The organism is Lachnobacterium bovis (assembly GCF_900111325.1).
Taxonomy (GTDB): domain Bacteria; phylum Bacillota; class Clostridia; order Lachnospirales; family Lachnospiraceae; genus Roseburia; species Roseburia bovis_A.
Window position 1 is genome coordinate 59917 of record NZ_FOGW01000014.1, and the last position, 13996, is coordinate 73912.

Genomic DNA, 13996 nt, shown 5'->3' on the forward strand with positions numbered 1-13996 from the left:
ATATGTTATTATGTATGTTACAACTAAAAACTAAGAGTATAGTGAGGTAGAAAATGAATACAAAAAATTTTAAATGTTTTCAAGTAGTGTATGAAGAAAAAAATTTATCACTAGCAGCTAAAAAATTATTTTTGACACCTCAAGGCTTAGGAAAAATAATTAGAAATTTAGAAGAAGAGTTTGGCGCTACTTTTTTTATTCGTACAAAAGAAGGATTTGTCGCAACAGAAAGTGGACATCTTTTTTATAAAAAAATAAAAGACATAAATAAAGAACTAAATGAGCTTATGATAGAAGTCGAGCATTTAGAAAAAAAAGAAAAGAGATTTAAAGTTGGATTTGCAGCAGGAACGATAAAGAGTATTAATATAGATAGACTAGAAAAGTTCATGCTTCACAACAATGAAATCGAACGTAGTTGGATAGAATGCGAAAATGACTTAGTTAAAGCTAAGATATTAAATGGTGATATTAGTTTTGGATTTACTATAGGTAAGCCAAAAGAAAAAAACTTAAAATCATTTTTAATAGATTCTAAAGAAGTTATGCTTTATGTATATAAAGGTCACAGACTTTGGGATAGAGAAAGCGTAGATTTAAATGAAATTAAAAATGAAAGTATTATCACTATGAACGAAAAACACCACATATATCATGATCTTATAGATGCATGTAATGTGTATGATTTTAGCCCTAACATAGTAGCATTAACTACAGAAGGGGAGTCAATTTATAGATTAATCAAAAATAGAATTGGAATTGGCATTTCGCCTAACTTTTATCCAGACTCAGAAGAAATTCGTGGAATTCACATAAATGGTGATTATACATGGGATATTTATGGCGTCTATAGAGAAGATACAGCTGACAAAGAGATTGCAGAAAAACTAGTCGAGTGTTTCTAGAGTAAACTATCTTAATTTATCGTGTAGAAAGTGCGTATTTACTTGACTAAATCGTCATTTATTATATAATATAATTGAATAATTTTACCGCTTATGATATGAAAATAAAGTGTATAATATACACGATAAAGGATGATAGGAGAAGAAAATGAAAAAATTTGATGTTATTGCCTTAGGCGAATTATTAATTGATTTTACAAGCTCAGGAGTTAGCTCACAGAACAATCCAATGTTCGAAGCTAATCCAGGTGGAGCACCATGTAATGTATTATCAATGTTATCTAAATTAGGAAAGAAAACATCATTCATCGGAAAAGTTGGAAATGATGCGTTCGGAGCACAGTTAGAGAAAGCTATTGTTGAGTGTGGAATCGATTCTACATATTTAATGAAAGATGATACAGTTCATACAACATTAGCATTTGTACAGACTTTAGAGGGTGGAGATAGAGATTTCTCATTCTATAGAAATCCAGGTGCTGATATGATGTTAGCAGAGTCAGAAGTTCCATGTGATGCAATTGCTGATTCTAAAATTTTCCATTTTGGAACATTATCAATGACACATGAAGGTGTAAGAGAAGCTACTAAAAAAGCAATTAAAGCAGCAGAAGATGCTGGAAATATTATCTCATTTGATCCAAACCTTCGCCCACCACTTTGGAATACATTAGACGAAGCAAAAGAACAGGTATTGTATGGACTTGCACATTGTGATATTCTTAAAATTTCAGATAATGAAATTCAGTGGTTAACAGGTGAGGACGACTTTACTAAAGGTGTTGAATGGATTAAAGAAAGATTTAATGGTATTTCACTTATCCTTGTTTCAATGGGTGGAGATGGTAGTAGAGCATACTATAAAGATACTATGGTTGAAGTTGCTCCATTCTTACAGGAAACAACAATTGAAACAACAGGCGCTGGAGATACATTTGGAGCTTGCGTATTAAATTACGTATGTGAAAATGGATTAGATAATTTGTCAGAAGAAAACTTAAAAGAAATGCTTACTTTTGCTAATGCCGCTGCGTCAATAGTTACAACTAGAAAAGGCGCTTTAAGAGTAATGCCTACAAAAGAAGAAGTAGAAGCACTTATCGCCACAAGATAATTTTTAGTGAATTATTAGTACGTCAATCTTTTTATAAATAATAAATCTTTTATTAAAAATTAATTTATGTAACTAAGTTACAGAATAAACTCTCTATATTATGATAATATTTCAATTGACAGAGAAATAAAAGCATAAGAAAGAGAGGAAGAAAAAATGGCAGAGGTAGTATTAACAAAGGATAATTTTGATAAAGAGGTATTACAAAGCAGTGTTCCTGTATTAGTAGATTTTTGGGCAAGTTGGTGTGGACCATGTAAGATGATTTCTCCAATCATTTCAGAAATCGCAAACGAATATGAGGGCAAAGTAAAGGTTGGAAAGATAAATGTTGACGAAGAGCCAGATTTGGCGTCTAAGTTCAATATTGTAAGTATACCTACATTGATAGTATTTAAAAACGGGGAAATTACAGGTACTAATGTAGGGGTAATTCCTAAAGAGGCTATTGTAAAACTCTTTGAATAACATTTAAATTGGTTAAGGCAACGTACATCGGCTAAGATCATTTTATAAATGATGAGGAAGGATAAGAAGATGGATACTGTAAAGAATTTAATTCAAAAATTTAGATTTTTTGGAAAATTAAGTAATGACGAACAAGCTGCAATTATTAAAAGTTCTGTCATTAAAAAATACAGTAAAAATCAAATTCTACATGACCAAAATAGTGAATGTTTAGGACTAGTAATGGTATTGTCTGGAACAGTTAGAGTAACTATGATTTCCGAGAATGGACGTGAAGTGAATCTATACAAACTCGGAGTTGGTGATGTAGATGTCCTTGCTGCATCATGTGTAATCCATGAAGTTACATTTGAAACGTCTATAGTAGCTCAACAAGATTGTGAGATTTTAGTGATTCCGGCATCAATTATTTCAAATATTGAGAGGGAAAACATATATTTACATAGTTATATCTTAGAAATAGTCGCAGATAAGTTTTCAGAAGTCATGTGGACTATGCAACAGATATTTTTTAAAAGGATAGATCAGAGAATAGCCATTTTCCTTCTGGATGAATATGTTAAAAATCATAAAAATCTTACAATTAAGGTTACACAAGAAGAACTAGCGAAGGATGTTAATTCAGCTAGGGAAGTAATAGCAAGAATGCTAAAGAGAATGTCGGAAGATGGTTATATAGAACTATCAAGAGGAAAGATAACCATTAAAGATATTGATGGTATCAAAAAATTAGCAATAACTGATTAAAAATTATTCATATTGCTTATATTGTACATCTTAATTTAATAAAATAATTACGATAAAAAGATTGTAATGTAAAAAATAAGAGCTCCTAGCGTATAGCTGGAGCTCTTTAAAATTTTAATATTCTGAGTATAAACTCTCTAATTTAGAGTTGTCAGCATTGATAGTTAAAGCTAAACGCAACAATATAGCTGCTTTTTGTGGAGAAAGATTATTTGCAGCAACTGTATTTTTGCAAAGCAAATTATCTTTTGTGATAACACCATCATCAATTCTTGAAGAAATAACAACAGGTATCTTTAATCCTTTAATAACTTTAACCCATTTCTCACTGAATTCACCTGCGCCTGCACCAGCAATTACAATACCTTTAGAACGTTTTGCGGCATATTTTAAAATTGCAGGATCTGCATCAACAGAGAAATATACAATAGAAACTTTTGGAAGGTTACTTAATTTCTCAATATCAAATTCAGATTTTGTAGTATGTTTTTTTGATGTTCCTTCATATAAGAAGACAGCACCGTCACGTACGATACCAATGGCTCCCATTTCACCTGCAGAAATAGCAGTTACATCATAAGTACTTGTCTTTGTAACAGAACGTGCTGAAAAAATTCTATCAGAAAAAACAGTAAGGACGCCTTGTCCAACGGCTTTATCAGAAGCTGCAACACAAACTGATTCATATAGATTCATAGGACCGTCAGCTGAAATAGAAGTTGATGGACGCATTGAACCTGTAAGAACAACAGGTTTATCTGTTTTAACAACTAAATTTAAGAAGTAAGCAGTTTCTTCCATTGTATCTGTTCCGTGTGTAACAACGAAACCTTTAACATCGGATTTAGAAGCAAGTTCATTTATTTTCTTTGCAACAGTAAGCCATGTTTCAGCAGTGATATCATCAGAGTTTACATTGCATACTTGAATGGCTTCGATATCGGCAACATCTTTCAACTGTGGAACTGCAGATAATAAGTCCTTAGCTGAAAGAGAACCAGGTTTATAACCAGCAGTCTTACCTTTTTCTCCAACACCAGCAATTGTTCCGCCAGTTGCTAATACAACAACTTTGCCAGAAGCTTTTTTGTTGCTAGTTCTTGCAATAGAGGTTGTAACAGTATTTTCTTTGACGGCAGCTTTTGAATTAGTTTTTGCGCTCACGTTAACATTAACAGATGAGCCGAATAGGGATGCCACTAGAGAAGCGCAAAGAAGCATCCTAATAAATTTTTTCATAGGTAGTCTCCTTCCTAATATAAAAACGTGTAAGTAAAGATCGCGAATCTTTAAAAAAAATAATACATAAACATAGCTAACACAATATCGATAATGTCAATGTTAGTATAGAAAAAATATGGGGCAAAATCAATGAAAAATTCCACTTGAAATAATAAAAAATAGATTATAAAAAAATAAAAGCTAAGCTAATAAAAAATAAAAATGTATAAAAATATTATAATTACACTATAAAAAGTGTGAAAACTATATAAATATTACAACAATAAAATATTGCAACAATAAAAATACTACAAAAAAGAAGTCTGAAAATAATTTATATTTAGGTAGTATTGAGTGTTAATTTGGGTTAAAATAGGAGATGTAGATGCGAGGTTTCTTTTTTAGGTGCATTTTTTCTAACGAAACAAAGCGCAAACGACAATTTGAATGGGAGCATAATCCCGTACAGAAAGGAGTAATAAAATGGAAACATTAAAAGCAAAAACAAGAGAGAATGGGGTAAAAGCAAAAAAACTCCGTAAAGAGGGATGGGTAACAGGTTCACTTTGTGGACATGAATTAGATCATTCACTCGCAATTCAGTTAGACGCCAATGAGGCAAAGAGATTTCTAAATAATCATTCGGTAGGTAGCAAAATTACACTCGTAGTCGATGGTGTAAAATATTTATCATTGATTAAATCTATTGATATTCAACCAGCTACAAATAAGTTGTTAGATATCAACTTTATGCAGCTTGTAGCAAATGAAAGGGTTAAAGCAGTTGCTGAAGTAGTATTTGAAAACGAAGATAAGGCAAGAGGCTTCTTAACATGTGAGGTTCGTCAGATCGAGTACAAAGCATTACCAAAACACATCGTTGAAAAAGTAGTAATCGACGTTTCAAAATACAAAGTTGGTGAAACATTAACAGTTGGCGACCTTGAAATGTCAAAAGATAAAAATATAGAAGTGCTAACATCACCAGATATTAATGTACTACATGTTGTATCACGTAGTAGAATGAAAGCATCAGCAGAAGAGACAGAAGAAGGTGTAACAGAAGAAAGTATAGAAACAGCTTCTAAAGCATCATAAAATACAAGAGCATCATAAAAAACTAAAATAAATAAAAATAATATTACAAATAAATTACCTAAAACGAAAAGAATGCAATTAATAGTTGCATTCTTTTTTTTATCTGTGTAAGTCAAGATGAAAAAAATAAAAGATGACAAGGAAATGAAAGTAGGAATCGCTCAGAGTCGTGCATTCCGATAAATCTCCTTAAAAAACATATAAGCTCTTAAAACCGCATGGAATAAGGCTTTGCAGAAATTCTATTCCTATAAATCTTGTTATAGATTCATAAAATTCATAAAAAAATGGCACTACCGTGGCACTTGCGGGTTTGTTATTAGGGCTGAAATCGAGGTTAAAATATTTGGGTGAGAGGTGATTTTGATGTTGGTTTAATTTGGTTATATTGGAATTTAATTTAGTCATAATAAATACAAATGACTAAATTGAAAATCTAGATGACTAAATTGCTGGCGCATTAAAACGAGTGTGAGTCTTTCTGGTGTCTGAAATTCATGTGTTCGCACGAATTTTTATAACAAACATGAATAACTTGTGATATAATGTTAAAGGCGCGTAGAATGCGTGGTTACAATTGTTTTTTTGTTATAGGAGATCAAATTATAGCAGTATCTTACAAGAAACTTTTTAAGTTAATGATTGATAATGATATGAAGCGAAAAGATTTGATTAAAAAGACAGGATTAAGCTATGCAACAATTGCAAAACTTGAGAATGATGACAATGTGCAGATGGAAGTTTTAGAAAAAATCTGCAAAGAGTTCAAGTGTCAATTTAATGATATAGCGGAGATAATTTTTGATTAGTGAAATAATAAGAACAACAATGAATCTTTGTAGTTAAAGATAGTATTGTTTTTGAAGCATTTTATTGATATGGCAATCAAGGAATATGGGTGAATTGTCGTACTGCATAAACGAGGGGGGATACCATTGAGTAAAACTAAAAGTATACAACAAGCTATAGCTCAACAAGAAGGAGGGGCTTTTCAAAGTCTCTTTGATGCATACCTTTATAAGAAATATGGTTTCAAAAATATACAAACACTAGGTGTACAAACAGGCACCAATAAACCTACGAAAGGTACTCCTGATTCATATGTTTATAATGAAGACGGAACGTATACATTGATTAATTATGGTAGCGTATCAGATCATACTATTAACAAAATAAAGTCAGATATTTTATCTTGCTTTGATGTGGCGAAACTTCAGCTTAAAAAGAGTGAAATTGCTAAGATTATTTGTGGACATATATCAACGAATATTCATATTGAGCAGCATAAAGAATTACGTGGATTGATAGATGGGGTAGAAATTGAATTGATAGGTGTTGATACACTATCTTTTGATTTAGCATATAGGTACCCTGGGTTAGCCAAAGAATATTTAGGAATGGCAATTGATACATATCAGATTTTTGATATAAATGATTTTGTGGCAGTTACAGATAGGTCTAAAATAAATGCGCCTTTAGGGTGTGCATTAAGGTATCGAGAAAAGGAATTGGATGACATTTGTCATATTATGAGTGAAAGTGAGGCTACGTTAGTACTTGGTCCTTCGGGTGTTGGAAAAACAAGAGCTGTATTAGAAGCGTGCAGGAAATATGAAGAGGAAGGCTGGAATGTATTATGTATAAAAAGTAATAGCAATCAATTGTTTGATGACGTTCGTAACAGTATTGAACAAGATGGCAAATATCTATTGTTTTTTGATGATGCAAACACGGTTGTTGGGTTTCCGGGCTTGATGAGTTATATATTCTCTTTACCAGAAACATATAAAATCAAAACAGTTTTTACGGTGCGTGATTATGCTAGCTTAAGAGTTGTTGATACGTTAAACGAGTATTGTAGACCAACTGTATATTCTTTGAAGGGATTATCAGATGACGAGATACGGGGAGTCCTAAGACAAAACCTGGGAATTGTAAATGAAGAGTATTTAAACAGAATTTCTACAATTGCATGTGGAAATGTTAGATTGGCAATGCTAGCAGGAATGAAATCGATTGATAAAGGATTGAACGCATTACGGAATGTAGAAGACATTTTTAGAAATTACTATGATCCTATTTTTGATACAGCAGAACTTGAAAAAGATGAAATATTGTTGTTATCTTTGATAGAATTAGCAGGCCCTATCAGGATTGGTGCTAATGAATTATTTGATTCTTTGATAAAGAAATACCTGGATGGATATGATTTAGAGCAGGCATATCAAAATCTTTCTGACTTGGAACTCATAGATTGGTATAGGAAAGAAATAGTAAAAATATCAGATCAAAGTTTTGGAAACTACATTTTTTATTATGTTTTTTATAGACAACGCTGGATTAGCGTTTCAGAAGTTATTGCTTTGTGGTTACCTCAATATAGGGACAAGATTATTTATTCACTTAATACAGTTCTACAGATATTTAGTTCAGAAGATCTGGAAGCTTATGTTTTTGGACAGATAAATGACGCATGGGATAAATCGAATCCCGCAAATGAAAAGTGCTATATTGAGTCTTTTTATCAAGTTATTCCTCTTAGAGCGATTATTAATTTAAAAAGGTTTGTTGAGGAATTAGATGTAGTCGAAGGCAGTATAGTAGATGATGAAGAGTTTCATAAGTTGAAAAAAAATAACCGAATAGAGATTAAAGAAATTGATATATTAGCAGGGTTTAAATACACAGATTATTATTCGGAGTCCTTAGAATTATTCTGGCTGTTATTTGAAAAGAGATCTGATTTCTTCATGGATTTTTATTTTGCAATTACAAATAACTTATTGTACGATAAAAGCTCACATTATTTAAAATATGAAAAAGAGTATTATTTCGTGAGAGAATTATGGAATAGGTGCGATGATGGTAATTCGAATAATTTTTCAATTTTATTTCTAAGGATTGCAGAGCAACTCTTAGAAACTGAATTTAGCTATACGGAGTCAGGAAGAAAACTTCGAAATGTTTCTTTTGGTAGGATGACAATAGCCGTATGTGATGGAATTAAAAAAATCAGGAAACTTGTTTGGAATGCGCTTTTTCGATTAAGAGAGCATTCTAACTATAAAAGTGCTGTAGATAAAATAATAGTACGAAGACATGTGAAAGGTCTATATGAGGATGCAACAAAAGAACTTGTTTTATTTGATTTTAATATTATTTATCCGCATATAGAGGCAAACATAGATTATCAAGCTGCTAAGATAATTGATAATTATAGGATTGATATCGAAAGCCTAAACATGAATCCAGATGAGCGTGTATCTCGAATAGGTGAAAACGAAGAATTTAGAGTATGTAGTTTGCTGACTTGTGAACATGTAAATGGAAGAACATTTGAGGAGGATGAGTATTTACGTAAAAAATATATTTTAGAAGAAGTAAAGGATTACACCATTAGGGAATATGAGCGATTATTCAAGATATATGATGAGCATATTATTAAGGAACCGCAAGACCAATATCAAATGAGTGGAGGCCTTTCACTTATTTTCGCAAGTCTAGAGGAAAATACTACTAAGTATTTGGAATGTATAACTGTGTTTTTTAAGATAAGTGGTAATATTATTTCAGATGATAAAGATAGAATTATTGATTATCTAACAAAAAACATTGGATATGAACAAACAAAAGAACTATTGAATACAATTAATGATAGTTTAGTGAATGAATGGAAATATAAACTTTGGAAATGTGTTCCAGACGAAACCCTTTCAAATGATATTGCTGATGATTTTTTCTGCTTTTTACATGAACAGGATGATGTGATCCTAGATTATAAATTACTTGACCGGTATGCTAATTATGATGTTAGTTTTGTTGATTATATGGCAGAGCGATTGCTGAAAAATAAGCAATATGCCTATCGATTCTTGTGTGGAGTTATTTCTGATGATGACGCAAGCGATGTAATTAAACTTTTTGCTAATGATATTTCTAAACTTGTCTGTATATATATTAGTACGTTAGACTTCAATATTGATTATAAAGGAAATCTATTCATGATATTATATAACAGATGTCCTATGATTTGGGAGCAATACATTATATGGCTTAAAGATAATATTTTTCATAATAATTATGAGAAAAATATCATTAATGTAATTTGGAACTCAGATGATTATGAAGAAAGAATCGCATACGCATTTGATATTCTTTCTGATGATTTGTGGATTTCGAATAGTGTTGCGTTGCTTTTATTTGGTAAGGAAAAAAATGAGAATCTAGTAGAACGAAAAAAAGAATGGCTTTTAGCACAACTTAGAAAAAGCATCATGGATGTAGAAAGGTGTAAAAAACTTATATATATGGTCGTAATTTCATATCCAGAATGGGAAGTGGAGTATATTTTAGAATTTACAAAACTTAACAATTCGGTTGATGATTTTGAATCGTTATATTTATTTCCTTTATCAAAATCATGGTCTGGTAGTGAAATACCATTGATTAATAAGCGTATTGAGTTGATGAAAAATTTGCTTGAACAACTAAAAGGGTTACATTTTCTAGAACATAGAAAATATCTTGAAGACGAGATGAAAAAGGAGGAAAAATATAAGGAACGCGTAGAAATAAGAGAATATATTGAAAGTAGTATTTATGCATAGGTTCATTATCTTGTAGAAAAAGGGGAAATAAAAAACAGTATATATATCGTTCAATCTATTGGTTAGATGTAAAGATATTAATGAAGTTTTAAAGGTTATTAGTGTTGAGTACATAATGAATTCTGTGTTATATGGAATATCATTTGATTAAGATACTTCAGCAATTTATATTGGCTCAGCAAGTATATGCAAATGTGTGTGTTGTTAAATACATTCTCTCCGAGAGTAAGTATGGATATATTGGTAGCAGAATTAAAGAAATATTTGAGCTTTACAGCAAAATGTTTACAAAAAAACGTAGTTAACTTTGTATATGGATATAGTAACTAGATTTGCTGAAGATGCTCATAATGGTATTGCCTCACTGTTGGGCGATTTTATAATACTTGATTTATACTATTTTTTGCAGAATAACGAAGAAAAAGTAAAAGACTTGTATAATCATATATGTGAAGTTCACGAAAAGCTATTATCCGCAAATGGAAGGTTAGCAATAAAAGAAGAAAGATTAGAATTGAATGATGATATTGAATCGCTTTCTGATATGGTATCATTTCAATTAAATTTGTAAATCGATTCTAAGACTATTATTATTGAAGATGCTATTTGTGGATATTATAAGAATTTATTTATGTAGAAAAGAGTAGTATTATGGCAAAAAAATCTAATTTACAGGCGGATTTTCCTGATATTGCTAAACAATGGCACCCCACAAAAAATGGAGATATTACTCCTGATATGATATCAGCTAAATCAAAAGAAAAATACTGGTGGCTTGGTGAATGTGGCCACGAATGGCAAACTCAGGTGTATGTTAGAACGACAAATCATGGTTGTCCATATTGTGCAGGGAAAAAGGTGCTTAGTGGCTTTAACGATTTGGCTTTTGTTAATCCAGAAATAGCAGCTGAATGGCACCCAAATAAAAATGGCGATTTGAAACCAACTATGGTCGCTCCATCGTCGAACAAAAAAGTATGGTGGCTTGGAAAATGTGGTCACGAATGGCAAACGACAATTGATAGGAGAAAAAGAGGAGATGGATGCCCAATCTGTGCAAAGGAATTACAAACATCGTTTCCGGAGCAAGCTTTATTTTATTATGTGAGGCAATATTTTGAAGATGCTACTAATTCTGATTATGCTGCTATTGGAGCGGAACTAGACATTTATATTCCTTCAAAGAGAATTGCTATTGAATATGATGGTTTTAACTGGCATAAAAATAGTTCTTTTGAAAAAGAAAAGAATAGTTTGTGTCAAGAAAAAGGAATCAAGCTTATCCGGATAAGAGAAGAGGGACTTAAATTATATGAAGATTGTGTATGTATAATTCGTCGTAATCGGACGGATAAAGCTAGTCTGAGTTTAGCAATCCTTCAAACAATAGAATTTTTGGATCCAAATATTATGCCTGATATTGATATTGAGAGGGATCGTATAGATATTCTAAATCATTATCTATCTAATGAAAAAAAGAAAAGCTTAGATTCTCTTTATCCTGACATTGCAAAACAGTGGCATCCTACGAAAAACGGGAATATTTCACCGACGATGGTAGCGCCAAATTCAAATAAAAAAGTATGGTGGCTTGGAAAATGTGGTCATGAATGGCAGGCGGTAATTGCTAGTAGGATTTCAGGTAACGGTTGTCCATTTTGTAATGGAAAAAAGGTGTTGATTGGCGAAAATGACCTTCTAACGATTAATCCTATTTTAGGAAGAGAATGGCATCCAACAAAGAATGGAGAACTCTCACCTGATATGGTAACACCAAATTCGCACCGAAAGGTATGGTGGCTTGGAAAATGTGGCCATGAATGGGAAGATACAATTGCGCATCGTAGCAACGGTAGAAACTGTCCTTTTTGCTCAAGACGTAAAATTTTAGAGGGATTCAATGATTTAAAAACTACGAATCCTTTGATGGCAGCTGAATGGCATCCAACAAAAAATGGAGCTTTACAGCCAACGATGGTATCTGCATATTCAAAAAAAAGGGTATGGTGGAAGTGTAAAAAAGGTCATGAATGGGAGACTATTATAAAAAGTAGAAGCATTCGAAACACAAGGTGTCCGTATTGTTCAGGAAATAAGATTTATAAGTCTGAATAGATATATTTTTTTATACCTGTATAAGGTATCACTGCATCAACTAAACAAACAGTTGCTTATTGCTATGAGAAGATTACTTTTGACCCAATAGACCAGAAGTTCTTTTTGGTTTGCGCGCCATGGGCGCACTCTAATGCAATGTCATTAACTTTAGAGTATTTCTTACAGAAATCAAAGCTTTTAATGATGGTAAGGAAGATGATTGTACGGAAAAAATATTTTTGGTCATGCAAAATAGGCAGGAATATACTCCCTGCCTGTTGCAGATATGTATTAGTTGAATTAAGACAATCTATAATTAAAACTCATAACAGAACGATCTTTCTTCTTGCGTCGGATTGCCTTTCTGTTTGGACGAATAGGTGTCAAATATTTAGACAAAAGATTTTTGATTGTTTTGCAGCTAATCTTTCTCTTGATAAATAATCTAGATGCATGAATTGCTATTGAAAAACTAGATTTATAATCATGTTTTCGTGTCAAGCATTCTAGTTTATGACTACTCATTATTAAAGATACAAAATTATAAAGCAAAAGGTGTGCATATATTTCTTGATAGATTAAATCTGTCTTGCGGGCGTGAAAATTTAATAGACCAAGTGGATATTTAAGGTCTCTAAAAGAAGTTTCTATTCCCCAGCGCATAGAGTATAGCTTTTTAATTTCAGAAAGCGAAAATGTTTCGGCAGGTAAATTTGTAATGATTGTTTCATAGGTATCTTCGTCGAGCTTAATTTTTAGAATTCTAAAAGGAAGATGATAAAACACAAGAACATCGCGCTCACCTGTAGGATTGATGAAAAAATCAAAGTTTTCGGGATGAGATATACGTTTATAGGTGTTTTTATTTTTGTAAAGTTCCCAGTGATCTTTAGTTCTTCCAGCAGACAAATGTAGATTGATAAAAATGTCGTATTCATTGTCTTGTGGCAAATCAAGACCATTAGCTATACCGCCGCTACTAGTAGCATCTTTGACTCGAAAAAGGAATTTCCACCCTTTCTCTTGTATGTGAGCAAGTGCATTATAGGATTCGTATCCGCTATCAGCAATAATAAGAGTATCCATAGTGCCTGCATTACGATCAACCATGTCAATGAGAGCCTGGTTTTCATTTGAATTCCGACTTTTCTGAATGATGGTATCAACATATATTTTGCCACATACATCGTATAGGGCATTTAAATGTAAAGGGTTATAAGGCCTTTGATCATTTATTCTAGGAAAATAAGAATCTTTGTCTTTAGGATTAGTTGGTACGTGTAAATCAGAACCATCAATAGCTAAAACTCGGTAGCACTTGTATGTTGCATTAGGATTTGAACTGTTGGTAAAGAATTTGAAGATATCCTCAAAAGCAGTTGGAAGTATTTTAGAACGTTGCTGTACAAATGCAGCTGCAGTAGTATCTGAACAGTTGAAAAAGGATAAGAGTTCGTTGTTTATACTACCTCCGCACACTATGAAATATTTGTCAAGCATATTATATGCAGATGATGGTGTGGTACACTGCAAAACAAAAGAAGCGGCTCTTTACATAAAAGAGTGTCTGGCTAAAAGATTTGCAGAATGTAAACTTGAATTACATCCGACCAAAACTAGAATTGTGTATTGTAAAGATAAGGACAGAACAAAGGATGAAGACGTAACAGAGTTTGATTTTCTTGGCTATACTTTCAAGGCTGTACACATCATGTGTAAGGATGGGAAAATGCGTTCAA

Annotated in this window: 12 protein-coding genes; 10 read left to right on the forward strand and 2 right to left on the reverse strand. The window is 32.1% G+C overall.

Going from position 1 to position 13996, the window contains the following annotated elements; genetic code table 11:
- The first annotated feature begins 53 nt into the window (after positions 1 to 53).
- The 4 genes from BMY79_RS07475 to BMY79_RS07490 all read left to right on the forward strand — a co-directional run bounded on the left by BMY79_RS07475 (position 54) and on the right by BMY79_RS07490 (position 3234).
- The gene (locus BMY79_RS07475; protein WP_074730692.1) at positions 54 to 905 is read left to right on the forward strand and encodes a LysR family transcriptional regulator; all 852 of its coding nucleotides are present in this window, start codon (positions 54 to 56) and stop codon (positions 903 to 905) included.
- A gap of 148 nt (positions 906 to 1053) precedes the next feature.
- Positions 1054 to 2019, forward strand: coding sequence for a carbohydrate kinase family protein (locus BMY79_RS07480; RefSeq protein ID WP_022748962.1), 966 nt, complete (start codon positions 1054 to 1056; stop codon positions 2017 to 2019).
- 156 nt (positions 2020 to 2175) lie between these two features.
- Positions 2176 to 2487, forward strand: coding sequence for a thioredoxin (gene trxA, locus BMY79_RS07485; RefSeq protein WP_022748960.1), 312 nt, complete (start codon positions 2176 to 2178; stop codon positions 2485 to 2487).
- 69 nt (positions 2488 to 2556) lie between these two features.
- Positions 2557 to 3234 (forward strand): Crp/Fnr family transcriptional regulator, encoded by a 678-nt coding sequence (locus BMY79_RS07490; protein WP_022748959.1) that lies wholly within the window; start codon positions 2557 to 2559, stop codon positions 3232 to 3234.
- A 114-nt stretch (positions 3235 to 3348) separates the two neighbouring features.
- Here BMY79_RS07490 and BMY79_RS07495 read toward each other — a convergent pair whose 3' ends face one another.
- The gene (locus BMY79_RS07495; protein ID WP_242941484.1) at positions 3349 to 4473 is read right to left on the reverse strand and encodes an asparaginase; all 1125 of its coding nucleotides are present in this window, start codon (positions 4471 to 4473) and stop codon (positions 3349 to 3351) included.
- 465 nt (positions 4474 to 4938) lie between these two features.
- Here BMY79_RS07495 and BMY79_RS07500 point away from each other — a divergent pair, with 465 nt between their 5' ends.
- From BMY79_RS07500 to BMY79_RS07520, 5 genes are all read left to right on the forward strand, one after another.
- On the forward strand, positions 4939 to 5553 hold the full coding sequence (locus BMY79_RS07500; RefSeq protein WP_029067288.1) for a 50S ribosomal protein L25: 615 nt from the start codon (positions 4939 to 4941) through the stop codon (positions 5551 to 5553).
- Positions 5554 to 6158: 605 nt separating this feature from the next.
- The gene (locus BMY79_RS07505; RefSeq protein WP_074730701.1) at positions 6159 to 6362 is read left to right on the forward strand and encodes a helix-turn-helix domain-containing protein; all 204 of its coding nucleotides are present in this window, start codon (positions 6159 to 6161) and stop codon (positions 6360 to 6362) included.
- A gap of 126 nt (positions 6363 to 6488) precedes the next feature.
- A complete protein-coding gene (locus tag BMY79_RS07510; protein WP_074730693.1) occupies positions 6489 to 10160 on the forward strand; it encodes a P-loop NTPase in 3672 nt (1223 codons plus the stop codon).
- A gap of 313 nt (positions 10161 to 10473) precedes the next feature.
- Positions 10474 to 10731 (forward strand): hypothetical protein, encoded by a 258-nt coding sequence (locus tag BMY79_RS07515; RefSeq protein ID WP_074730694.1) that lies wholly within the window; start codon positions 10474 to 10476, stop codon positions 10729 to 10731.
- A gap of 80 nt (positions 10732 to 10811) precedes the next feature.
- The gene (locus tag BMY79_RS07520) at positions 10812 to 12275 is read left to right on the forward strand and encodes a zinc-ribbon domain-containing protein (RefSeq protein WP_074730695.1); all 1464 of its coding nucleotides are present in this window, start codon (positions 10812 to 10814) and stop codon (positions 12273 to 12275) included.
- A 282-nt stretch (positions 12276 to 12557) separates the two neighbouring features.
- On the opposite strand, the gene BMY79_RS07525 is transcribed toward BMY79_RS07520, so the two are convergent.
- Complete coding sequence (locus BMY79_RS07525; protein ID WP_242941486.1) at positions 12558 to 13721, reverse strand: IS4 family transposase; 1164 nt, start codon at positions 13719 to 13721, stop codon at positions 12558 to 12560.
- On the opposite strand from BMY79_RS07525, the gene BMY79_RS07530 reads away from it, so the two are divergent.
- Positions 13603 to 13996, forward strand: a 394-nt coding sequence (locus BMY79_RS07530; RefSeq protein WP_242941485.1) for a reverse transcriptase domain-containing protein, incomplete at its 3' end; no start/stop codon positions are given. The two genes, BMY79_RS07525 and BMY79_RS07530, sit on opposite strands and share 119 nt — an antisense overlap.